At 69.0% G+C, this 20,949-nt stretch carries 22 protein-coding genes; 15 read left to right on the forward strand and 7 right to left on the reverse strand.

Going from position 1 to position 20,949, the window contains the following annotated elements; genetic code table 11:
- Positions 1-75: 75 nt before the first annotated feature.
- The 3 genes from CJ301_RS15050 to CJ301_RS15060 all read left to right on the forward strand — a co-directional run bounded on the left by CJ301_RS15050 (position 76) and on the right by CJ301_RS15060 (position 2,592).
- Positions 76-822, forward strand: a complete 747-nt coding sequence (locus CJ301_RS15050) for a hypothetical protein (RefSeq protein WP_099278194.1) — start codon at positions 76-78, stop codon at positions 820-822.
- Positions 823-903: 81 nt separating this feature from the next.
- Positions 904-1,395, forward strand: coding sequence for a metal-dependent hydrolase (locus CJ301_RS15055; protein ID WP_162620557.1), 492 nt, complete (start codon positions 904-906; stop codon positions 1,393-1,395).
- A gap of 75 nt (positions 1,396-1,470) precedes the next feature.
- The gene (locus tag CJ301_RS15060; RefSeq protein ID WP_099278196.1) at positions 1,471-2,592 is read left to right on the forward strand and encodes a polysaccharide biosynthesis/export family protein; all 1,122 of its coding nucleotides are present in this window, start codon (positions 1,471-1,473) and stop codon (positions 2,590-2,592) included.
- Here CJ301_RS15060 and CJ301_RS15065 read toward each other — a convergent pair.
- Positions 2,589-3,083 (reverse strand): pyocin knob domain-containing protein, encoded by a 495-nt coding sequence (locus CJ301_RS15065; protein WP_099278197.1) that lies wholly within the window; start codon positions 3,081-3,083, stop codon positions 2,589-2,591. The genes CJ301_RS15060 and CJ301_RS15065 overlap by 4 nt on opposite strands.
- Positions 3,067-3,819: a DUF2793 domain-containing protein gene (locus tag CJ301_RS15070; RefSeq protein WP_162620558.1), complete on the reverse strand. Its 753-nt coding sequence runs from the start codon at positions 3,817-3,819 to the stop codon at positions 3,067-3,069. Before CJ301_RS15070 ends, CJ301_RS15065 begins: the two co-directional genes overlap by 17 nt.
- Before the next feature lie 268 nt (positions 3,820-4,087).
- Here CJ301_RS15070 and CJ301_RS15075 point away from each other — a divergent pair, with 268 nt between their 5' ends.
- The 4 genes from CJ301_RS15075 to CJ301_RS15090 all read left to right on the forward strand — a co-directional run bounded on the left by CJ301_RS15075 (position 4,088) and on the right by CJ301_RS15090 (position 7,184).
- On the forward strand, positions 4,088-5,122 hold the full coding sequence (locus CJ301_RS15075) for an NAD-dependent epimerase/dehydratase family protein (protein ID WP_099278199.1): 1,035 nt from the start codon (positions 4,088-4,090) through the stop codon (positions 5,120-5,122).
- Positions 5,123-5,247: 125 nt separating this feature from the next.
- Positions 5,248-6,507 carry a urate hydroxylase PuuD gene (locus CJ301_RS15080; RefSeq protein ID WP_099278200.1) on the forward strand — a complete coding sequence of 420 codons (1,260 nt, stop codon included), beginning with the start codon at positions 5,248-5,250 and terminating at the stop codon, positions 6,505-6,507.
- A 27-nt stretch (positions 6,508-6,534) separates the two neighbouring features.
- A complete protein-coding gene (locus tag CJ301_RS15085) occupies positions 6,535-6,783 on the forward strand; it encodes a type II toxin-antitoxin system Phd/YefM family antitoxin (protein ID WP_099278201.1) in 249 nt (82 codons plus the stop codon).
- A complete protein-coding gene (locus CJ301_RS15090) occupies positions 6,780-7,184 on the forward strand; it encodes a type II toxin-antitoxin system VapC family toxin (RefSeq protein ID WP_099278202.1) in 405 nt (134 codons plus the stop codon). Before CJ301_RS15085 ends, CJ301_RS15090 begins: the two co-directional genes overlap by 4 nt.
- Here CJ301_RS15090 and CJ301_RS15095 read toward each other — a convergent pair.
- Positions 7,181-8,236, reverse strand: coding sequence for an ornithine cyclodeaminase (locus tag CJ301_RS15095; RefSeq protein ID WP_099278203.1), 1,056 nt, complete (start codon positions 8,234-8,236; stop codon positions 7,181-7,183). The two genes, CJ301_RS15090 and CJ301_RS15095, sit on opposite strands and share 4 nt — an antisense overlap.
- A gap of 261 nt (positions 8,237-8,497) precedes the next feature.
- Here CJ301_RS15095 and CJ301_RS15100 point away from each other — a divergent pair, with 261 nt between their 5' ends.
- From CJ301_RS15100 to CJ301_RS15110, 3 genes are all read left to right on the forward strand, one after another.
- Positions 8,498-8,797 (forward strand): hypothetical protein, encoded by a 300-nt coding sequence (locus CJ301_RS15100; RefSeq protein WP_099278204.1) that lies wholly within the window; start codon positions 8,498-8,500, stop codon positions 8,795-8,797.
- A gap of 114 nt (positions 8,798-8,911) precedes the next feature.
- Entirely contained in the window at positions 8,912-10,081 is a 1,170-nt protein-coding gene (locus tag CJ301_RS15105) for an acetyl-CoA acetyltransferase (protein WP_099278205.1), read from the forward strand.
- 147 nt (positions 10,082-10,228) lie between these two features.
- Positions 10,229-10,972, forward strand: a complete 744-nt coding sequence (locus CJ301_RS15110; RefSeq protein WP_099278206.1) for a hypothetical protein — start codon at positions 10,229-10,231, stop codon at positions 10,970-10,972.
- A 76-nt stretch (positions 10,973-11,048) separates the two neighbouring features.
- Here CJ301_RS15110 and CJ301_RS15115 read toward each other — a convergent pair whose 3' ends face one another.
- Positions 11,049-12,677, reverse strand: coding sequence for an isocitrate lyase (locus tag CJ301_RS15115; RefSeq protein ID WP_437438423.1), 1,629 nt, complete (start codon positions 12,675-12,677; stop codon positions 11,049-11,051).
- 66 nt (positions 12,678-12,743) lie between these two features.
- Complete coding sequence (locus tag CJ301_RS15120) at positions 12,744-14,267, reverse strand: malate synthase A (RefSeq protein ID WP_162620559.1); 1,524 nt, start codon at positions 14,265-14,267, stop codon at positions 12,744-12,746.
- 160 nt (positions 14,268-14,427) lie between these two features.
- Here CJ301_RS15120 and CJ301_RS15125 point away from each other — a divergent pair, with 160 nt between their 5' ends.
- A complete protein-coding gene (locus CJ301_RS15125; RefSeq protein ID WP_099278208.1) occupies positions 14,428-15,864 on the forward strand; it encodes a helix-turn-helix domain-containing protein in 1,437 nt (478 codons plus the stop codon).
- Positions 15,865-15,970: 106 nt separating this feature from the next.
- On the opposite strand, the gene CJ301_RS15130 is transcribed toward CJ301_RS15125, so the two are convergent.
- Positions 15,971-16,504: a DUF4188 domain-containing protein gene (locus tag CJ301_RS15130; RefSeq protein WP_216823306.1), complete on the reverse strand. Its 534-nt coding sequence runs from the start codon at positions 16,502-16,504 to the stop codon at positions 15,971-15,973.
- 196 nt (positions 16,505-16,700) lie between these two features.
- Between CJ301_RS15130 and CJ301_RS15135 the strand changes: the two genes are divergently transcribed.
- From CJ301_RS15135 to CJ301_RS15145, 3 genes are all read left to right on the forward strand, one after another.
- Positions 16,701-17,885, forward strand: coding sequence for a glycine C-acetyltransferase (locus CJ301_RS15135; RefSeq protein WP_099278210.1), 1,185 nt, complete (start codon positions 16,701-16,703; stop codon positions 17,883-17,885).
- Positions 17,882-18,934, forward strand: a complete 1,053-nt coding sequence (tdh, locus tag CJ301_RS15140; protein WP_099278211.1) for an L-threonine 3-dehydrogenase — start codon at positions 17,882-17,884, stop codon at positions 18,932-18,934. The genes CJ301_RS15135 and tdh overlap by 4 nt, the downstream gene beginning before the upstream one ends.
- A 166-nt stretch (positions 18,935-19,100) precedes the next feature.
- Positions 19,101-19,319, forward strand: a complete 219-nt coding sequence (locus CJ301_RS15145; RefSeq protein WP_099278212.1) for a DUF1127 domain-containing protein — start codon at positions 19,101-19,103, stop codon at positions 19,317-19,319.
- A 123-nt stretch (positions 19,320-19,442) separates the two neighbouring features.
- Here CJ301_RS15145 and CJ301_RS15150 read toward each other — a convergent pair whose 3' ends face one another.
- Entirely contained in the window at positions 19,443-19,832 is a 390-nt protein-coding gene (locus CJ301_RS15150) for a hypothetical protein (protein ID WP_099278213.1), read from the reverse strand.
- A 157-nt stretch (positions 19,833-19,989) separates the two neighbouring features.
- On the opposite strand from CJ301_RS15150, the gene CJ301_RS15155 reads away from it, so the two are divergent.
- Entirely contained in the window at positions 19,990-20,922 is a 933-nt protein-coding gene (locus tag CJ301_RS15155; protein WP_099278221.1) for an IS5 family transposase, read from the forward strand.
- Positions 20,923-20,949 lie beyond the last annotated feature (27 nt).

Genomic DNA, 20,949 nt, shown 5'->3' on the forward strand with positions numbered 1-20,949 from the left:
GCAATCAGGGCCGACGGGAACAGCGCGCGGGCGGCGGGGCTTGTGGCAGCAAAGGATGCAGCAAGGAGCACGACCATGACCACAGCCAGACGGTTTCCCCTGTTTCTCGCGGCGATGGCCCCGGCCATGCTCCTGTCCTCCGGGCTGGCGCAGGCGCAGCCCTCCTTCGATTGCAGCGATGCGCGCAGCGCGACCGAGCGGGCGATCTGCGCCAATCCGGGGCTTGCGGATCTCGAACTGCGCATGGCCGGCGTCTATGAGGAGCTGGCCCGGACGGTCGGCGAGACCGAGGCGCGGCGCATCGCCGACATCCAGCTCGAACGCCGCGAGCAGTGCGGCAGCGACACCGCCTGCATCGAGCGCCAGCTGCTCACCAGCATCGGCATCTTTCGCGCCGAGAGCCGCGCCGCGGCGACGCCGCCCGCCGCGGGCAGCGACGAGACGCAGGTCCTGTCGGATCTGCGCGCCGCCCTCGGGCGCGAGGCGGCGACCGCGCAGCAGGCCCCCTCGGCCGAAACGGACGAGGATGAGGGCAGCCATGCCGAAGAGCGCGCCGAGGGCATCGCCGAGGGTTTCGCGCGGCTGCCCGATTACCGGCGGCGCAACGTTCAGGGGCGGCTGCGCGATGCGGGACTGCTGACCGGGCCGGTCGACGGCGTCTGGGGCGCGGGCAGCAAGGCCGCGGTCGAGGCGCTGCTCGGCGAGGCGCGCGAGCGCGGGCGCAACTTTCCGGTGCATCGCCCCGCCGGGGCCGACGCGCTCTACCGCTTCATCGACAGCGACGTCTTCTATTACGAGTTCCTGCCCGAAGCCGCGCGCTGAGGCGGGCCGTCTCTGGCCTTCGCGGCCCATCTCGTCCATCGGGGGCGCGAAACGGGAACGAAAGGCGAATCGGCGGCGATGATGGGGCGGACACATCTGGCGTTCGGGGCCGTGGCGGGGGTGCATCTGGCGGGGACGACCCCGGCGCTCGGCCTGCCGATCATGGCGGCGGCGCTCTTGGGCTCGATCCTGCCGGATCTCGACACGCCCTACAGCAAGCTCGGCCGCCGGTTCTGGCCGGTCTCGAAGCTGGTCTTCGCGGTGTTCGGCCATCGCGGCGGCACGCATTCGCTGCTCTTCGCGGCGTTGGCCATGGCGCCGGTCTGGATGGTCTCGCCGCCGGTGGCCGTTGCGCTCGGGGCCGGGATCGCCACCCACCTGGCCGCCGACGCGATCAGCTTCGGGCAGGGGCCGCGCTTCAAGATCCGGGGCGCGGGCGTGCCGCTTTTCTGGCCGCTGCGCGACGGCAAGGCCGGGGTGCGGCTCGTCAAGGTGAACGGGCCGCTGGAAAATCTCGTGATCCTGCCATGGACGATGCTCTATGCCGCGCAATCGGGCTGGAACCTGATCTGACCGCGCGCGACGGTGTTTCCATATGCCTGCCGCTGCGATAGGTTGGCGCAAAACAAGGCAGGCACCGGATCCCTCATGGCACCTCTGCGCATTCCCGTTCTCGTCGGGCTCATCTTCCTTGCCGCGGGGTGTTCCAACCTGCCACGGGGCGCGGCGCTGCGCAGCGAGATCCTGCAGACGCAGGTTGCCGACGATCCGGCGCTGCGCGATTTCACCGTCGCACCGGTGACCCGCGCGCTGCTGCCGGTCTATGCCGCATGGCCCAGCCATGGCGGCACCCGGCATTCCTGGATCGACCGGGTCGACCAGCCCGAGACGCGGATCATCGCGCCGGGCGACAGCATCGACATCACGATCTGGAGCACCGAGGAGAACGGCCTGCTGACCACGCCGGGCCAGCGCTTCGTGGCGCTGCCGCAGCAGCGGGTCGGCGCGGGCGGCACGGTGTTTCTGCCCTATGTCGGCACCATCAAGGTCTCGGGCATGAGCCCCGAGACGGCGCGCGACCGGATCGAGGCGGAATATGTCGAGGTCACGCCATCGGCGCAGGTGCAGCTCGACTTCAGCGAGGGGCGGCAGAACACCGTGAGCCTCGTCTCCGGCGTGGCCCAGCCCGGCAGCTACCCGCTGCCCGACAGCGATTTCACCGTGCTGGGGCTGATCGCCGAGGGCGGCGGTGTCGCAAGTTCGCTGCGCAACCCGCAGATCCGGCTGAACCGCGACGGGCGGCTTTATGGCACGTCGGTCGAGCGGCTGCTGGAGAACCCGCGGCTCGACACCACGCTCGAAGGCGGCGACAAGGTGCATATCGAGGCCGATGACCGCAAGTTCCTCTCGCTCGGCGCGGCGGGCAGCGAGAGCGTGCATTACTTCGACCAGGACCGGCTCGACGCGCTGGAGGCGATGGCGATCATCGGCGGCGTGGCCGAAAGCCGCGCCGATCCGGGCGGCATCCTCGTGCTGCGTCGCTATCCGCCGCAGGCGGTGGCGCCCGGCGCGAAGGGGCCCGATCACGAGCGCGTCGTCTTCACCATCGACCTGACCTCGGCCGACGGGCTGTTCAGCGCCGGGGAGTTCGAGATCCTCCCCGGCGACCTGGTCTATGCCACCGAAAGCCCGGTGACCTCGGCGCAGACGATCTTCGGCCTGCTGGGCAGCAGCCTCGGGCTCGCCAGCCGGGTCGGCGTGAGCTTCTAGGCGCTCCAGCGGCCGAGCGCGACGAGCCTGACATTGGCGACCTGCGCGCCCGCCGCGAACACCGCCGCACCCGCGGCGCGCGGCAGCTTCAGCGCGGCGGAGGCGGTGCCCGCCTCCTGCATCAGCGGCGCGAGATCGCCCGGCGACAGACTGGTGAAATCCCCCTCCGCGCCGGGCAGGGTGGCGATGATCTGCGGGCTTTCGGCGAAGGGGACGGGAAAGCTCCAGACATGTTCGAGCCGGTCGGCCGAGATCCGGGCGAACAGCGCCGCATCGGCTTGCGCGATCTGGGTGCCGTCGGCGAGGCGCAGGTAGCGGCCCCCGGTGGCCCCGGCGCTTTCGAACACCGCCCCATCCGGCAATCCGCCCGCAAAGGAGACCGGCCCGACGAGATCGGCCTGGCCGATCTCGCTCCGCCAGCCCTGCCAGATCCCGCCCGAGCGGGCGCGGCGCCAGACCCGGCCCGTCGCGGTCTCATGGAGCCGCTGCACGGCCTCGCCCGCGCCCTGCGCCGCGACGGTGAGCAGACCCGCCCCCGTGGCCCCCGCGGGCGTGCCGGGGGCGGGCGAAGCTGCCGCCGGTGAGCGCGGCATCGGCATCGGCAGCCACCGGGGCCGCCATGGCACCAAGGCCGAAGCCCCCCACCGCCAGGAGCCGCCCCGGTGTCGCGTCGAGCGGATCGGACTGCACCGCCGCGCCCGAGGCCCTGCCATCCTCGGCGGAAAGCCGCAGCGCCGTAGTCCAGCCCGCGCCGTCGGCGCTGGTCTTGAACGAGAAATCCGCCTCGCCCGCGAGCCCCATCTCCGCCCCGCCGGAAAACCCGGTCTGGAACAGCAAGGAGGCGGTGTCGCCGCCGCCCGCGCGGTTGATCTTGAGCCGGTGGCCTTCGCCCTCGTGGTTGAGCAGCGTCGAGGGGGCCGAAAGGCTGAGCCGGTCGGTGGCGTCGGCCTCGGCGTTGAGGCCCAGATGCGCGGCCCCGCGCCCCCGCCCGGAGGCAGCGTGCCAGCCCGAGGCACCGAAGCGCAGATCCTCGTCTTCGGCCAGGCAATGGACCTGCCAGCCGGGCAGGGGGGTCTCGAAGTACCAGGCGTTGCCGTCCCAGATCGCGATCTTGCCCGCATGGCCGGCCCAGTCGCCGCTTGCGCCCGGCGCCACGAGGTGGCGCGCGCCCGGCCCGGGTGCGGCGGGCGGGGCGGTGCGGTCGCGGTCGGCCACCACCGGCTGCACCAGCGCGTCGAGCCGCTTGAGCGCCTCGTTATGGGTGACGTGTTTCTGCGCCTGACCGGCTGGATATAGGGCAGCGACAGGATGGCCGAGATCTGCGGCATGGCGTCCTCATGCGGTTGGGTCGGCGCGAGACTGGCACGGCAGGGCATAAGGACAGTTGAGCGATACGCGCGTTGCATCCCCCGGCCCGGCCGGGGTAATGGCGCGGGGTCCGTGCCCTGCGCACGCGCCGTCACATGCCCCATCGACCCCCCCCGGAGCGCCGCAGATGTCCGACCCTTTCGTGCCCCGCGCGCCGCGCATCCTCGTCACCGGATCGGCCGGCTTCGTGGGCTATCACTTCTGCGCGCGGCTGCTGGCCGAGGGCGCGCAGGTCACCGGGCTCGACGCCTTCACCGATTACTACGACGTGGCGCTCAAGCGCGCGCGCCATGCGCGGCTGGCGGGGCCGGGCTTCACCGAGGCCGAGGGCCGGGTCGAGACGCCGGGGCTGATCGAGGATCTGGTCGCAAGGCTGCGCCCCGAGATCGTCGTGCATCTGGCCGGTCAGGCCGGGGTGCGCCATTCGATCGACGCGCCCGAGACCTATCTCGACGCCAACATCACCGGCAGCTTCAGGCTTCTGGAGGCGCTGCGCCGCCACCCCTGCCGCCACCTGATGTTCGCCTCCTCCTCATCGGTCTATGGCGCCGAGGCGCAGATGCCTTACGCCGAGGCGATGGGTGCCAATGCGCCGATGTCGTTCTATGCCGCCACCAAGAAGGCGGGCGAGGCGATGGCGCACAGCTATGCGCATCTCTACGGCATCCCCTCGACCATGTTCCGCTTCTTCACCGTCTACGGGCCATGGGGGCGGCCCGACATGGCGCTGTTCAAGTTCACCGCCGCGATCCTCGATGACGCGCCGATCGACGTCTACAATCACGGCGACATGCGGCGCGATTTCACCTTCGTCGAGGATCTGGTCGAGGGTCTGGTGCGGCTCGCCGATGCGCCGCCCGCGCCGCCCGGCGCGCGCGGCGAACCGGTCGCCCAGGACAGCCTGAGCCCGGTCGCGCCCTGGCGGGTGGTCAACCTCGGCCACGGCGCGCCGCAGCGGCTCGGCGATTTCATCGCCGCGATCGAGGCGGCGACGGGCCGCCGCGCGCGGCGCAACGCGCTGCCGATGCAGCCCGGCGACGTGCCCGCGACATGGGCCGACACGCGGCTGCAGGAGGCGTTGATCGGGCCGCTGCCCAAGACCCCGCTGGACGAGGGCGTGGCGCGCTTCGTCGCCTGGTACCGCGCGCATTACGGCATCTGATCCGCCTTCTATCGGTGCCCGGTCGAGGATTGTCCGGTTTCGTTTGAAGCTGCTTGGCGCGCTGGCCGCTTGGCGGCGAGGCGCGGCACTGGCTAGACTGGCCTTCGGCAGAACGAGGGGACGAGATGCACGACTTTGCTATCCTGTGGGACTGGGCCGGCTTCGCCGTGCGCTGGCTCCATGTCATCACCGCCATCGCCTGGATCGGGTCGAGCTTCTATTTCGTGGCGCTCGATCTCGGGCTCAGGAAGGCGCCCGACCTGCCGCCCGGCGCGCATGGCGAGGAATGGCAGGTGCATGGCGGCGGCTTCTACCATATCCGCAAGTTTCTCGTGGCGCCCGACGCCATGCCCGAGCATCTGACATGGTTCAAATGGGAGAGCTACGCGACATGGCTTTCGGGCGCGGCGCTGTTGATGATCGTCTACTGGGTCGGGGCGGAGCTTTATCTCATCGATCCCTCCAAGGCCGATCTCGCGGTCTGGCAGGGCATCCTGATCTCGGCGGGCTCGCTGACCATCGGCTGGCTGGTCTATGACCGGCTGTGCAAATCGGGTCTGGGCGAGCGGCCGACGCTTCTGATGGTGCTTCTCTTCGCGCTGCTGGTGGCGATGAGCTGGGGCTACAACCAGATCTTCACCGGGCGCGCCGCGCTTTTGCATCTCGGTGCCTTCACCGCGACGATCATGACGGCCAACGTGTTCCTGATCATCATGCCCAACCAGCGCATCGTGGTGGCCGACCTCAAGGCGGGCCGCAAGCCCGATCCGAAATACGGCAAGATCGCCAAGCTGCGCTCGACCCACAACAACTACCTGACGCTGCCGGTCGTGTTCCTGATGCTGTCGAACCACTACCCGCTCGCCTTCGGGACCGAGTATTCGTGGATCATCGCGTCGCTGGTGTTCCTGATGGGCGTGACGATCCGGCACTACTTCAACACCATGCACGCCACCGGCACGGGCCCGCACTGGACCTGGGGCGTCACGGTCATCCTGTTCCTGATCCTCGCCTGGCTCTCGACCGCGCCGATGTGGGGCTCCTACGAGGAGGCCGAGGCGCGGCCCATGACCGCCTATGAGACGCGCTTCGCCGAGGCCCAGGGCTTTCACGAGGCCGAGCAGATCGTGATCGGCCGCTGCTCGATGTGCCACGCGCGCGAGCCCGTTTGGGACGGCATCCGCTGGGCGCCCAAGGGCGTGGTGCTGGAGACGCCGCAGGACGTGGCCCAGAACGCGCGCGCAATCTACCTGCAGGCCGGGGTGAGCCACGCCATGCCGCCCGCCAACATCACCGAAATCTCGGATGAGGACCGCCGTGCTCTGGTGCGCTGGTACCGGGGGGGGGCAGGGGGCTTGATCGCGGCCCCCGTCGCTCCTATCTAGACAGGTATCTAGACAGGAGTGGCGGCCATGTGGAGTCTTCAGGATGCCAAGAACCGGTTCAGCGCGGTGGTCGACGCCGCGCTCGCCGGCGCGCCGCAGGAGGTGACCCGGCGCGGCAAGCCCGCGGTCGTGGTCCTTTCCGCTGCGGAATACGCGCGGCTGGTAGCGGCGGCGGGCGCCGAGCGGGGCAGCTTCGCCGATCACCTGCTGGATTTTCCCGGCATGGAGGCGGGCGAGGACCGGCTGCAGGCGCGGCCCCGCGACGTCGCGTTTTGATCTATATCCTCGACACCAGCGTGATCTCGGCGGTGCGGCGCGCGGGCCGTGCGCCCTCCGTGGCGGCATGGCTGCGCGCCCAGCCCGAGGAGGCGCTGTTCCTCAGCACCGTCACGCTGGGCGAGATCGAGCGCGGCATCGCCCGGCAGGAGGGCCGCGACCCGGGCTTCGCCGCCGATCTGCGCGGCTGGCTCGACCGGACCACGCGGCTCTTCGCCGACCGCATCCTGCCCTTCGGAGCCGAGGAGGCGCGGATCTGGGGGCGGCTTTCGGCCGGGATCGGCCATGGCGGCGCCGACCTGATGATCGCCGCCACCGCGCTGGCGCGCGGGGCGACGGTGGTGACCGGCAACATTTCCGATTTCGAGCCGACCGGCGTGACGCTCCTCGATCTGTTCTAGCCCTTGGCGCGGCGCACCATGCCGAACAGGTCGCGCGTGTCGTCCGGGTCGGCGAGGAGGTCGAGCATCGAATAATGCCCGGTGCGGTCGAGCTGATCGCGCACGTAGCGCAGCGCCGAGAAATCCTCGGTCGCGAAGCCGACGCTGTCGAACAGGGTGATCTGGTCGGCGCCGCGCCGGCCCTCTTTCCTGCCGGTGATGACCTCCCACAGCTCGGTCACGGGATGATCGGGGTCGAGCTGCTGGATTTCGCCCTCGATGCGGGTCTGCTCGGGGTATTCGACGAAGATGTCCGAGCGCAGCAGGATGTCGCGATGCAGCTCGGTCTTGCCGGGGCAGTCGCCGCCGATGGCGTTGATGTGGACACCGCGCCCGACCATGTTGTCGGTCAGGATCGTGGCATACTGCTTGTCGGCGGTGCAGGTGGTGATGATCTCGGCCCCCGCGACCGCCTCTTCGCCGCTGTCGCAGGCGGTCACATCTAGTCCGCTATCGGCGAGGTTGGCCACCGCCTTCTGCGTCGCCGCCGGGTCGATGTCGTAGATCCGCACCTTTTCGATGCCGATCATTTCCTGGAAGGCCAGCGCCTGGAATTCGCATTGCGCGCCGGCGCCGATCAGGGCGAGGGTCTTCGCTCCCTCGGGCGCGAGATGGCGCGCCGCGACGGCGGAGGTGGCGGCGGTGCGCAGCGCGGTCAGCACCGTCATTTCCGACAGGAGAATCGGGTAGCCATTGTCGACGCGGGCCAGAACGCCGAAGGCGGTGACGGTCTGGAACCCGCGGCGCAGGTTCGAGGGGTGGCCGTTGACGTATTTGAAGCCGTAGGTCTCGCCATCCGAGGTCGGCATCAGCTCGATCACCCCCTCGGGCGAATGGCTCGCCACGCGCGGCGTCTTGTCGAACAGCTCCCAGCGGCGGAAATCGGTCTCGATGTACTCGGCCAGCTCGGCCATCATCTGTCTGGGCCCGATGGTGTTCACCATTTCCATCATCTGCGCGACGGAGACGAAGGGCACCATGGCGAGCTTGGAGGGGGCGGGGGCGTCGGTCATCGGTCACTCCTGTGCGGCTTATGCCCGATACTGGAGCATGGGATGCGTCGCAGATAGGGGGGAGGGCGCCGCATGACGCGTGGTTCCTGCTGCGAACCCCGCCACGGGCGCCGCGCTGCGCGCGCGGGCCGCCGGCGCGGCACGGCGCATGACACGTCCGCAGCGGCATCGCGCCGGGTCGGTTTGGCGCCAACTGTCCCACTCCACCGGAAGAAATGACGTCGCGGGACCCGCAATGATGCGGCCGGAGAAACCATCCCGATGGTTGTTCTTCGGTCTGGCACGGGCCGCCTCGAGGGCGAGACGGGGCGCGACAGGTTGCATGGCGGGGAGGGGGTGGATGTCTCCGTCTTCGACACGCGCTACGCCGTCGAAGGCGAGGACGATACGGTTTTCGACCTTCGCCGGAACGACGGCGTGCAGCTCATCGGTTTCGACGAGGACGAGGTGCGCTTGGTGCGCGACGGCCGGTCGGTCGAGCTGTATCAGGACGACGTGCCTGTCGCGACCATTCGCAACACCAAGCTCGCCATCGTCGATTCCGCGCTCGAATTCGTCTGACCGCTGCTCCGCCCCCTGCCTGGTCGGCCCCGGCGCGCAAGCCTTGCCAAACGCTGCGCCGTGATCGAGCATGCGGGCAGCCGCAGCCGCGGCGGGTCGAGCAGGAGGGATGACATGGCCGAGGCGCAGATCGTGGGCTGGGCGCATAGCGTCTTCGGAAAGAGCGCGGCGGCGGATACCGCGGCGCTGATGGCGGAGGTGACGGGGCCTGCGCTGGAGCATGCGGGCATAGGCGCCGAGGAGGTCGACGGGGTCTTTGTCGGTGTGTTCAACAACGGCTTTTCCGACCAGGATTTCCAGGCTTCGCTGGTGGCGATGGGCCATGACGGGCTGCGCCACGCGCCCGCCACGCGCTACGAGAACGCCTGCGCCACCGGCTCGGCCGCGCTCAACGGTGCGATGGATTTCATCGCCGCGGGGCGGGGGCGCATCGCGCTTGTCGTCGGGGCCGAAAAGATGACCGCGACGCCGGGGGCGGAGGTGGGCGACATCCTCTTGGGCTGCTCCTGGCGCGCCGAGGAGGGCGACACGCCGGGCGGCTTCGCGGGCATCTTCGGGCGGATCGCGCAGGGCTATTTCCAGAAGTACGGTGACCGCTCCGAGGCGCTGGCCCGGATCGCCGCCAAGAACCACGCCAACGGCGTCGAGAACCCCTATGCGCATCTGCGCAAGGATCTCGGCTTCGAGGCCTGCAACGCGGTGACCGACCGCAACCCTTATGTCGCGGCCCCCTTGCGGCGCACCGATTGCTCGCTCGTCTCCGACGGGGCGGCGGCGCTGGTGCTGGCCGATGAGGAGACCGCGAAGTCGATGCGCCGCGCCATCGCGGTGCGGGCGCGGGCGCATGTGAACGACATCCTCGCCATGAGCCGCCGCGACGTGCTGGCCTTCGAGGGGCCGAAGCGCGCTTGGGCCAAGGCTCTGGAACAGGGCGGCGTGACGCTCGACGACCTGTCGCTGGTGGAGACGCATGACTGCTTCACCATCGCCGAGCTTCTGGAATACGAGGCGATGGGCCTTGCCGCCCCCGGTCAGGGGCACCGGGTGATCGAGGAGGGCGTGACGCTCAAGGGCGGGCGGCTGCCGGTGAACCCCTCCGGCGGGCTGAAATCCAAGGGCCACCCGATCGGGGCGACGGGCGTGTCGATGCATGTGATGGCGGCGATGCAGCTGATGGGCGAGGCGGGCGGCATGCAGGTGCCCGACGCCCGGCTCGCCGGGGTGTTCAACATGGGCGGCGCGGCGGTGACGAGCTATGTCAGCCTGCTCGAACGGGTCGGCTAGCCCCGCGGCGGCGCGGCTTTTGGGGAGGGCATGGCGCCCTCCGACCTGAACAAAAGGACTAGTGCTTTGGTATAGGCACATTGCGGCAGAAATTCTGCCGCAATCCGAGCCTCATTTGAGCGGACACGCACCCACAAGAGGTTCGACATGCCACTCTCTTTCAATACCGCCGGCTCCCGCATCGACTGGAAGGCCGCGTTCTCCGCGCTGATGGAGGCGCACAAGGCCAAGGCCGGAAAAGGCGCTGAGCAACCGGCGCCGGATCGGAACAAGGCGCCCGAAACGGCATCCAGGGCCGAACCGGCCATCCGCATCGAGATCTCCGAGGCGGCGCGAAAAAGCGCCGCGCCGGAGGCCGCGAAGGCGGTTCTTGCCACGGCCAAGGCAGCCACAGACCCCGCCGCCGTCCCTCCAAGCGCCGATGCGGTCGCCGCCAAGGCGGGCGCGGCCGTGGCCGAGGCGACCGATGCCGCCGTGAAAGGCGCCGAGACGGTGACCGCCAGCGCGGACATGGCCGTGACCGGGACGACCGCCGCTGCCGTGCAAGGGGCCGAAGCGGGGGCTGCCAAGGCCGACGCAGACGCGCCGCAGGCCACGAAGCAAGACGCGCCCGATGCCGCGACACAAGCCCCGAAGACCGCCGAAGACACCGCGCCCGAAGAGGCCGAGATGTCGGATGTCGCCGCCGCGCGCGCCGCGGCGATCCGGTTGCAGGAGACGAGCCGCCAGCAAAGCCTCGTCACCGCGATCGGTGCCGCCTCCGAGGGGGGCGGCCTTGCGCCGATCGCGCTGCAAAGCGCCACGCGGGCCGGGGCCGCCTACGAGGCCAGCGCCGCCGCCCCGGCCCTGGCCGAGAGTTCGGCCAGGGCGGGCACCGACACCGCCGCCTGACGAAAACCGGGCCGGGGTGCAGCACCCCGGCCCGGTTCTCCTTGCCCCGCCGGTCAGGCCCGACCGGCGGATGCTCTCATTCGGCCGCGAACTGGTTCATCGTGTTGGCGTGGCCGCCCGCCTTGAGCGCGCGATCGCCGCCGACCATGACCTTGAAGCTGTCGCCCAGATCCGAGCCGACCTCGTGCTGGTGCTTCACCGCCGAGATGCCGCGGCGGATTTCCTCGCGCTGCACGGTGGCGACATAGGCCAGCATCCGGTCCTCGCCGAAATAGCCGCGCGACAGCTCGTCCACCGATTTGGCGGTAAGGTGGAAGGTCGGCAGGGTGATCAGGTTGTGGAACACGCCCGCCTTGGTCGAGATGTCGTATTGGAACCGCTTGAGCCGGGCATCGGCCTCGCGGCCCAGATCGGTCTCGTCGAACTCGGCCTTCATGAGCTGGGTGCCATCCGGGTAATCGGCTTCGGCGATCTTGCCGGCCTCGATCCAGTCGGCCCGGACCTGCTTGCGCAGGTTCAGCGTCCAGTTGAAGGAGGGCGAGTTGTTGTAGACCAGCTTGGCGTGGGGCGCCTTTTGGCGGATCTCCTCGACCATGCCCGCGATCTCGGCGACGTTGGGGGTATCGGTCTCGATCCAGATCAGGTCCGCGCCGCCATCATTGAGCGAGGCCACGCAATCCTCGATCACCCGCGCCCGGCCGGTGCCCTCCTTGAAGCGCACGAGACCGTTGGGAAGCCGCGCGGGCTTGGCCCAGCCGCCGTCGCGCCACATGGCGATCTCGCCTTCGGTCGGCTGCCCGTCGAAGCTCTCGGTCTCGATCCACTTGAGGTATTCGGCGGCATGGTCGCCGGGGGCCTGGCTCACCGGGAGCTTCTGGGTCAGCCCCGCGCCGAGGCTGTCGGTGCGCGCGACGATCACGCCTTCGGTGACGCCCAGCTCCTCGAAGGCCATGCGGCAGGCGCGCAGCTTTTCGATGAAATCCTCGCGCGGGACGGTGACCTTGCCGTCCTGGTGGCCGCATTGCTTGGCATCCGAGACCTGGTTCTCGATCTGCAGGCAGCAGGCGCCCGCCTTGATCAGCTCCTTGGCGAGCAGGTAGGTCGCGTGCTCGTTGCCGAAGCCCGCATCGATATCGGCGACGATCGGGACGACATGGCTTTCAAAGCTGTCGATCGCGGTGACGGCCTCGCGCTCGGCCTCGGCGTCGCCTGCCTCGCGCGCCTTGTCGAGCGCGCGGAACAGGTCGTTGAGCTCGACCTCGTCGGCCTGCCTCAGCGAGACGTAGATCTCCTCGATGAGATCAGCGACGGCGGTCTTTTCGTGCATCGACTGGTCGGGCAGGTGGCCCCAGCGGTTGCGCAGACCCGCGACCATCCAGCCCGAGAGATAGACGTAAGCCCCCTTGGTGGTGCCGCGCAGGCGCTTGACCGAGCGGATCATCTGCTGGGCGTGAAAGCCCGACCAGCAGCCCAGGGACTGGGTGAAATGCTCGGGGTCGACGTCATAGGCGGCCATGTCGGCGCGCATGACCTTCGCCATGTCGCGGGCGATGTCGAGATGGGTGTTGTAGGTGTTCTGCATCTGAAGCTGCAGGATGTCGTCTATGCCGATGCCGCCCGCGGCGGCGCCGTCGGGAAAGCGCGACTGCAGCGCGGCGCGGCGCTCGGCATAGCTCTTGCGGGCGGGAGGGGTCATGTCGGTCATGGTGTTGGTCCTTGGTGGGGGTTCGAAGGAGGGGCGCGGGGGGCCTTTCGCCCCCCGCGCCATGGGTCAGTCGAGCGTGTCGAGCAGCGGGGCGGCGAGCCGGGCGACATGGTCGGGCTGCGGGGTGGCGCAGGCGGCCTCCTGCACGATCCGCGCGGCAGAGGCGTAGCGGCCGCGGTGGAAGCTGTGCGGGCCGAGCCATTCGACCAGCGCCACGATCTCCTCGTGGATCAGCTCGGCCAGCCAGTCGGCGGTCATGCGGCGGCTGTCGCCCGCCTCCATCTTGACCATCGCGCCATGCGCCAGCCATTGGCCGAGCCGCGCGCGGGCCAGATCGGCGGAGGCGAGGCCGTGCAGCGCATCGTCGATCCGCACCGGCCCGCGCCCGGCGATCCATGCGGCGAGCGCGCCGATGGCGACATGGACCGTGCCGCGCAGCCCGGCCTCGGTGACGGGGCCGGTATGGGGCTTCAGCAGCATCTCCGGGCTGATGCGGAAATACTGGCGCGGGCGGCCGATCTGGTGGGACCCCGGCAGGGCGCGGCTGACGGCCTCGCGGGCGGGGTCGATCCGCTCAGGCGCGGTGAGCCAGAGCCCGTCGCAGCCCTCGTCGAGCGGGCGGCGCAGATCGCCCGGATCGGCGCTGTCGGGCGCTTCGGCGATGGCATGGGTGCCCCGGCGATGCGCGACCTTGACCATGCGCGCGGCGCAGGTGCCCAGGAAGGCGGCCTCGGGGTCGAGCCTTGCGGGCAGGACCGCCTCGGCATGGGCGCGCATCAGCCGCAGGTAGGAGGCGGTGAGCGGCGCGCGGCGCAGCGTCAGCCCGAGCGCGCGGTCCTGCAGCTCCGACAGGATCTCGTCCATCTCGAAGCCCGCATTGACGCTTTCGATCGAGGCCTCGGCGCGGATCGTGCCGGTGTCGAGCCCCGTGCGCTCTTCGACGAGCCGCAGGATCTCGGCCCAGAGCCGCGCCTCGCGGTGGCTGTCGATGCCGCCGAGTTGCAGCCATGGCCCCATGCCGCGCTCCGCGAGCGGTGCGGCGAGATGGGTGGCGATGAGCGCCATGTCGAACAGCCCCGCCGAAACCGGGTGCCCGCCGATCAGGAGCGCCGGCTCGTCGCGCTCCAGCGGGCGCGGACGGATCAGCATTGGCGTGGCCTCGTCCTGCATCTCGGTCAGCGCGGCGATGCCGGCGACGAGATTGGCAAAGCCGGGTGCCGTGGTCTCGTCGAGATCGACGAGCAGCGTCGTGGCGCCGCTGTCGCGGGCCATGGCCAGCGCCCCGGCCTCGGCGGCGGTGGCAAGGCCGACGCGCCGGTCGCGCAGGCCTTCGGGCGCGGGGGCGCAGCTCCACATGCCCTTGCGGATATGGGCCGTGTCTTCGAGGTAGTCGGGCATGCGGCCCGCATCGGCGCACTCCTGACGCCGTTCGCGGGCGACGGAAAGCGCCTGCATCTTGGGGCCGAAGCGGGTCTGAAGTTCGGCGGCCAGCGCCAGCGCGTCGTCGGTCAGGACGCGGGAAGCGCCGGGCACGTCGCGCAGCAGGACCGGCTTCGGGGCTGCGGGGGCGGGGACGAGATCGAGAGACATCTGCGTGACCTTCCTGTTGGCGACGCCGGTGGGAGAGTGTGGCGCCTGTTCTGTCTGTAAGGTTAGTATGGTCATATCGCAGTTGCAGCATAATTTTGTTGCGAGTGGGTAATCATGTAAGTTATGTAAGCCATAACTTTGAAACTTTGTTAGGTATGATATGGGCGACCGCGGTGAGAAGCTGCTGATCGGCCCCCGGCTCAAGGCGCTGCGGGTCTCACTCGGCCTGACGCAGGCGCAGATGGCCGGGCGGCTCGGGGTCTCATCGAGCTACGTGACCCTGATGGAGGGCAACCAGCGCCCGGCCTCGGCCAAGCTCCTGATGCGGCTGGCCGAGGCCTTCGACATCAATGTGAGCGAACTTGCGCCCGAGACCGACGCGCAGCTCGCCGCCGATCTCGCCGCCGCGCTGAAGGACCCCGCGCTGGAGGCCAGCATCGGCCGGGTCGAGCTCGAACAGGCGCTTTTGGCCGCGCCGAACGTCGCCGCGGCGCTGGTGCGGCTGCACGACCGCTACCGCCAGCTCGTCCTGTCGCGCCAGTCCGACAGCAACCCGCTGGCGGATCGCGACAAGGTCGAGGTGCTGGAGGAGGGCAGCCGGGCGGTGCAGGCGGTGCGGGCCTGGCTGTTCGAGCGGCGCAACCATGTCGATGCGCTCGACCGCGCCGCCGAGACCATGGCCGAGGAGATGAAGCTGCACCGGAGCGAGCCGCACACCGCGCTGACCGAGCGGCTGCACGATCATGGCATCCGGGTGCGCATCCTGCCCTCCGAGGTGATGGCGGGGCGCTTGCGCCAGCATGTCGCGCATCGCGGCGAGCTGCGCCTGTCGGAGCTCCTGGGCCAATCGAGCCGCCGCTTCCAGATGGCGGTGCTGCTGGCGCGGCTGGAGCGCGGGCAGGAGATCGCCGACGAGCTCGCGGCTTCGGGGCTGAGCGATCCTTCGGCGCTGGCGCTGGCGCGGGTGACGCTGGCCAACTACTTCGCCGCGGCGCTGCTGATGCCTTACGGGCGCTTTCTCGCCGCCTGCGAAAGCGCGCGCTACGACGTGGAGCTTCTCAGCCACCGCTTCGGCACCAGCTACGAGCAGGTGGCGCACCGGCTGACCACCTTGCAGCGCGAGGGCGCGCGCGGCATCCCCTTCTTCTTCGTGCGGGTCGATCAGGCGGGCAACATCTCCAAGCGGTTCAGCGCCGGACGCTTTCCCTTTTCCTCCTTCGGCGGCACCTGCCCCTTGTGGAACATCCACGCCGCCTTCGAGGCGCCCGACCGGGTGCAGACGCAAGTGATCTCCATGCCCGACGGCGCGTGGTATCTCTCCATCGCCCGCACCGTGACGCGGCACGGCGGCACGCTGGGCCAGACCGCGACGCGGCTGGCCATCGGGCTGGGCTGCGACGTCGCCTATGCGCCGCGGCTGGCCCATGCCGAGGGGCTCGACCTCGACCGGATCACCCCGACCGGCATCGGCATCAACTGCTATCTGTGCGAACGCCCCCACTGCGCCAGCCGCGCCCACGCGCCGGTCAATCGCAGGCTGGAGATCGACGAGAGCGAGCGGGGGTTGGCGATTTACCGGTTCGAGGGGGAGAGGTGAGGGGGGCTGCGTGGGGCAGTCAGAGAGTTGCCGGGCAATTCCTCGAGGGCGTTGTCTCGATGGTCGGCTGTGCGGACGAAGCTGCCGTTTGAGCAGCGAGACCGCGTCACCCTTTCAAGCGCATGCGCGCTTCACTCCGACGTCCCGTAGCAGGAACAAGCTCGGATGCCTTTCCCAAACCGAAGGGCGGCATCCCGGAATATACGGCCTCGTATTGTCCGGCCTTCACTTGATAGGTCTCGTGCCAAATCCCGACGTCGTCCCGGCTGTTCTTCATGCGGTTGTTGAAGGCGCTCCACGCAGGAAAATGCGCATGCTCCCTGGAGCGGGCATAGGCTTCGAGATGATCGAAACTGCGCCAATACTGGACGATCACGCCCATACTCAGGCCGGTATGTCCCAAAAAGCCAGTCTCGTTCGAAGGGAGGGCATCAAGCTCTTTCAACATCTTTGGCATGCCGGTGATAGCTGGCAACCATTTATGAAGTTTCCACGGCTTATTGATCCGTATGCCTATCAGAAAGACTACAAAGTCACCTTCAATATGGGCCGCCAATCTTTCGCTGCTCACTCTTGCCATGGCTCTGGACCTTTGGGCTGACTTCAGATCAACGAGGTTGCGCAGAACCGAATAGGCCATGCAAATGATTTGTCCCAACCGCCGTTGACCAGACGATATGGGCCCGGAGCGGTCATTGCAGACATGTCGGCGCAGCCCGACCTGCAACACGTCCGGTAAGCCCCCCAACACCCCTGCCGTGGCGGCAGAGCTTGCAAGATGCCGCATCGAGCATAGACTCGGAGCTTGCCCGCGCCCCCCCCCGAAAGGACCTCCCATGACCCGTTTCCTGCAAGACATCGAAAGCCGCCTTTCGGAGATCCGCGAGGAGGGGCTGTGGAAGACCGAGCGCGAGATCACTTCGCCGCAGGGCGGGCGGGTGGACCTGTCGGGCCGCGAGGTCATCAACCTGTGCGCCAACAACTATCTCGGCCTCGCCGATCACCCCGACCTGATCCATGCCGCCAAGGCATCGCTCGACCGGCACGGCTACGGCATGGCCTCGGTGCGCTTCATCTGCGGCACGCAGGACCTGCATCGCAAACTGGAGACGCGCCTCGCCGAATATCTCGGCCATGACGACACGATCCTCTTCGCCGCCTGCTTCGACGCCAATGGCGCGCTGTTCGAGCCGCTTCTCGGGCCGGAGGACGCGGTGATCTCGGACGCGCTCAACCACGCCTCGATCATCGACGGCATCCGCCTGTGCAAGGCCAGGCGCTACCGCTTTGCCAATTCCGACATGGAGGATCTGGAGGCCAAGCTCCGGGAGGCCCGCGAGGCCGGGGCGCGGCATGTGATGATCGCCACCGACGGCGTGTTTTCGATGGATGGCTACCTCGCCCGGCTCGACGAGATCCGCGCGCTCGCGGACAAGTACGAGGCGCTGATGATGGTGGATGACTGCCACGCCACCGGCTTCATGGGGCCCAAGGGGGCGGGCACGCCTGCGCATTTCGGCGTCAAGGCCGACCTGCTGACCGGCACGCTGGGCAAGGCGCTTGGCGGCGCGATCGGCGGCTATATCGCCGGGCCGCAGCCCGTCATCGACCTTTTGCGCCAGCGGGCGCGGCCCTATCTCTTTTCCAACGCGCTGCCGCCGATGGTCTGCGCCGCGGGGCTCGAGGCGCTGCACCTGATCGAGCAGAGCGACGATCTGCGCGCGCGGCTCTTCGAGAATTCCGAGTACTGGCGCAAGGGTCTGACCGATCTGGGCTTCGAGATCTTGGCCGGCGAGCACCCGATCATCCCCGTCATGCTGCACGACGCCAAGCTGGCGCAGAAGATGGCCGCACGGCTCGACGAGCTCGGCGTCTATGTCACCGCCTTCTTCTTTCCGGTCGTGCCCAAGGGCAAGGCGCGCATCCGCACGCAGATGAACGCGGCGCTCAGCCGAGAGGATCTCGACGCGGCGCTCGACGCCTTCGCCAAGGCGGGCCGCGAACTGGGCGTGATCGAATGAGCCGCCCCAACGGCATGACCGCGCTCGTGAAGGCCAAGCCCGAAGAGGGGCTGTGGCGCCAGACCGTGCCGGTGCCCGAGATCGGCCCCGACGACGTGCTGATCCGGGTCAACAAGACCGGCATCTGCGGCACCGACGTGCATATCTGGAACTGGGACGAGTGGGCGCAAGGCGCGGTGCCGGTGCCGCTGGTGACGGGCCATGAATTCGCGGGCGAGATCGTCGAGCTGGGGCGCAACGTGACCGATCTTTCGATCGGCCAGCGCTGTTCGGGCGAGGGGCACCTGATCGGCAAGCAGTCGCGCCAGAGCCGGTCGGGCAAGTTCCACCTCGACCCCGAGACGCGCGGCATCGGCGTCAACGAGCCGGGCGCCTTTGCCGAATATCTCCGGCTTCCGGCCTTCAACGTGGTGCCGCTGCCCGACGCGATCGACGACGAGATCGGCGCGATCCTCGACCCATTGGGCAACGCGGTGCATACCGCGCTGTCGTTCGACCTCGTGGGCGAGGACGTGCTGATCACCGGCGCGGGGCCGATCGGCATCATGGCGGCGGCCGTCGCGCGCCATGTCGGCGCGCGCCATGTCGTCATCACCGACATCAACCCCGACCGCCTCGCGCTCGCCGCAAAGGTCGCCGACGTGGTGCCGGTCAACGTGGCCGAGGAGGACCTCGCCGAGGTGGTGCCGCGCCTCGGCATGAAGCAGGGCTTCGACATTGGGCTGGAGATGTCGGGCAATCAGCGCGCGCTCGACCAGATGGTCGAGCGACTAGTGATGGGCGGGCGGATCGCCATGCTGGGCATCCCGCCGGGCAAGAGCCCGGTCGACTGGAGCCGCATCGTCTTCAAGGCGATCACCATCAAGGGGGTCTACGGGCGCGAGATCTTCGAAACCTGGTACAAAATGATTGCCATGCTTGAGAACGGCCTCGATATCCGCGGCGTCATCACCCACCGGATGCCTGTGGACGATTATGTCGCGGGCTTCGAGGCGATGCGCGGCGGCGGCTCGGGCAAGGTTGTGCTCGACTGGACCGCCGGGCGCTGAGCCCCGGCGGAGCCCATGCAGCGCATGCATGGCGGGTCTACGGCGGCGACGGGTTTTCATTCGCCGTTATCGCTACCAGTTAGGGGTCAACGACGCGGCGAATACGCGCCGCGCCGATCAGGCCCTGGGATTGGGCCGACACGGACCCGAAACAAGGACAACTGACATGGCCGCCACTACCATCGACCAGAGCACCACCTTCAACACCGAAGCCAACGGCCTCATCGCGATCACCGCCCGGCTCAAGGCCGCCATCGCGCGCAACCGCGTCTATCGCCAGACGCAGCGCGAGCTGAGCCTGCTGACCGATCGCGATCTCGCCGATCTGGGCATCTCCCGCTCGGCGATCACCCAGATCGCCCGCGACGCGGCCCGCGCCGCCTGAGCGCCAGACATTCCGCCCCCCGGGCGGCGCCCGACCAAGGCGTCCCGCGGGGCAAGACGATAAAACGGCGGCATCCGCGAGGATGCCGCCGTTTCGTCGTTCCGGGGGGACTGAGGCGGCGCTTCAGCCCGCCATGCGGTCGCCAAGGCAGCCCAGCAGCAGCGACATGTCCTCCGCCAGCGCATCGTTGAGCGACGGCTCCTGCAGGTAGAGATAGCCGATCCGCGTCTCCGCCGCCTCGGCAAGCGCGAGGCGGCGCGCGGTCGGCAGGCCGCGCAGCAGCGCCAGCGCCGGGGCATCGCCGCGGGTATGGGCGCGGCCCAGAAGATCGGCGGCGCGGCGCAGCGCCTCGATGTCGTGCGAGCCGGTGATGTCCGCCATGTCGAGCGCCTCGATCAGCGCCGCGTGCCGGGCCTCGCAGGTCTGGCCGCTCGGCGCGGCCGCGATCACGTGGCACCATTCCGCGAGATCGCGGTGACGAAAGAAATGCAACCTGGCGTTGGTCTGGCTCATGCGCTGCCTCGATCCTGTTGGTGCCTTCGAAGGGGTCGGCCTATCATGCGTGACCGGCATGACGGAGCGACCGGTCGAACGGGAAGCGCAACGAGCGTTGTTGCAGAACTCCCCGCCTGACGGTTCACACAGCGGATCAGCCGCTTAGATGGGCGACATGACGAAGCCCATGCCCGCCCGCTACCGCACGACGAACTGGTCCGCCTATAACGCCGCGCTGCGCAAGCGCGGCTCTCTGCTGATCTGGCTGGACCGGGAGATGACATGGCTCGCGCCACATGAGGGACGGCCGGGACGTCCCCCGGTCTTCTCCGAAGGCGCGATACAATTCTGTCTCTCGATCAAAGTGCTGTTCAAGCTGCCGCTGAGGCAGACGGTTGGGATGGTGTCCAGCTTGCTGCGGATGGCAGGGCTGGACTGGCCGGTGCCGGACTACTCGACGCTGTGCCGCCGGCAGAAGACTTTGGCCGTCCAGATCCCCTATCGCCGGGCCGATGGCCCGCTGAACCTGCTAGTGGACAGCACCGGGATCAAGTTCCTGGGCGATGGCGAATGGCAGGCCCGCAAGCATGGGCCACAGGGCCGTCGTCAGTGGCGGAAGGTCCACCTGGCCATGGACACGGCCACGTCCGACATCCGCGCCGTGGAGTTCACTCCCAGCCGTGACGGCGACAGTCCGGTCCTGCCGGACCTGCTCGATCAGATCCCTGAAGACGAGCCGATCAGCACCGTGACCGCCGACGGCGCTTACGACACGCGCCGCTGTCACACTGCGATCATCGAGCGCCAAGCCACGGCGATCATCCCGATCCGCAAGAACGGACGACCATGGAAAGAGGATGGGCCGGCAGCTGTGGCCCGCAACGACATCCTCCGGGCCACACGGCACTTCGGACGCGCCTTCTGGAAGCGGTGGACAGGCTACCATCTCCGCAGCCGCATCGAGGCCAAGATGCGGTGCTTCAAAGCGTTCGGGGAGCGCATCGCCGCAAGAGACCCCGACCGCCAGACCGCCGAAGTCCACATCCGCATCGCCCTCATGAACCGCTTCTCAGCCCTCGGCACCGCCGAAATCGTTCGCGTGGGATGACGTTATTGGGGAAAGGGGCAACTGCGT

The sequence above is a fragment of the Limimaricola cinnabarinus genome, from assembly GCF_002723615.1.
Taxonomy (GTDB): Bacteria; Pseudomonadota; Alphaproteobacteria; order Rhodobacterales; family Rhodobacteraceae; genus Limimaricola; species Limimaricola cinnabarinus_B.

What these genes read in the sequence shown, in the direction of transcription:
- CJ301_RS15050 (WP_099278194.1), top strand. Translation starts at nt 76, where the DNA reads ATGACCACAGCCAGACGGTTTCCCCTGTTTCTCGCGGCGATGGCCCCG.
- CJ301_RS15055 (WP_162620557.1), top strand. Translation starts at nt 904, where the DNA reads ATGGGGCGGACACATCTGGCGTTCGGGGCCGTGGCGGGGGTGCATCTG.
- CJ301_RS15060 (WP_099278196.1), top strand. Translation starts at nt 1,471, where the DNA reads ATGGCACCTCTGCGCATTCCCGTTCTCGTCGGGCTCATCTTCCTTGCC.
- CJ301_RS15075 (WP_099278199.1), top strand. Translation starts at nt 4,088, where the DNA reads ATGTCCGACCCTTTCGTGCCCCGCGCGCCGCGCATCCTCGTCACCGGA.
- CJ301_RS15080 (WP_099278200.1), top strand. Translation starts at nt 5,248, where the DNA reads ATGCACGACTTTGCTATCCTGTGGGACTGGGCCGGCTTCGCCGTGCGC.
- CJ301_RS15085 (WP_099278201.1), top strand. Translation starts at nt 6,535, where the DNA reads ATGTGGAGTCTTCAGGATGCCAAGAACCGGTTCAGCGCGGTGGTCGAC.
- CJ301_RS15095 (WP_099278203.1), bottom strand. Translation starts at nt 8,236, where the DNA reads ATGACCGACGCCCCCGCCCCCTCCAAGCTCGCCATGGTGCCCTTCGTC.
- CJ301_RS15100 (WP_099278204.1), top strand. Translation starts at nt 8,498, where the DNA reads ATGGTTGTTCTTCGGTCTGGCACGGGCCGCCTCGAGGGCGAGACGGGG.
- CJ301_RS15105 (WP_099278205.1), top strand. Translation starts at nt 8,912, where the DNA reads ATGGCCGAGGCGCAGATCGTGGGCTGGGCGCATAGCGTCTTCGGAAAG.
- CJ301_RS15110 (WP_099278206.1), top strand. Translation starts at nt 10,229, where the DNA reads ATGCCACTCTCTTTCAATACCGCCGGCTCCCGCATCGACTGGAAGGCC.
- CJ301_RS15115 (WP_437438423.1), bottom strand. Translation starts at nt 12,677, where the DNA reads ATGACCGACATGACCCCTCCCGCCCGCAAGAGCTATGCCGAGCGCCGC.
- CJ301_RS15120 (WP_162620559.1), bottom strand. Translation starts at nt 14,267, where the DNA reads ATGTCTCTCGATCTCGTCCCCGCCCCCGCAGCCCCGAAGCCGGTCCTG.
- CJ301_RS15125 (WP_099278208.1), top strand. Translation starts at nt 14,428, where the DNA reads ATGGGCGACCGCGGTGAGAAGCTGCTGATCGGCCCCCGGCTCAAGGCG.
- CJ301_RS15130 (WP_216823306.1), bottom strand. Translation starts at nt 16,504, where the DNA reads ATGGCCTATTCGGTTCTGCGCAACCTCGTTGATCTGAAGTCAGCCCAA.
- CJ301_RS15135 (WP_099278210.1), top strand. Translation starts at nt 16,701, where the DNA reads ATGACCCGTTTCCTGCAAGACATCGAAAGCCGCCTTTCGGAGATCCGC.
- tdh (WP_099278211.1), top strand. Translation starts at nt 17,882, where the DNA reads ATGAGCCGCCCCAACGGCATGACCGCGCTCGTGAAGGCCAAGCCCGAA.
- CJ301_RS15145 (WP_099278212.1), top strand. Translation starts at nt 19,101, where the DNA reads ATGGCCGCCACTACCATCGACCAGAGCACCACCTTCAACACCGAAGCC.
- CJ301_RS15150 (WP_099278213.1), bottom strand. Translation starts at nt 19,832, where the DNA reads ATGAGCCAGACCAACGCCAGGTTGCATTTCTTTCGTCACCGCGATCTC.
- CJ301_RS15155 (WP_099278221.1), top strand. Translation starts at nt 19,990, where the DNA reads ATGACGAAGCCCATGCCCGCCCGCTACCGCACGACGAACTGGTCCGCC.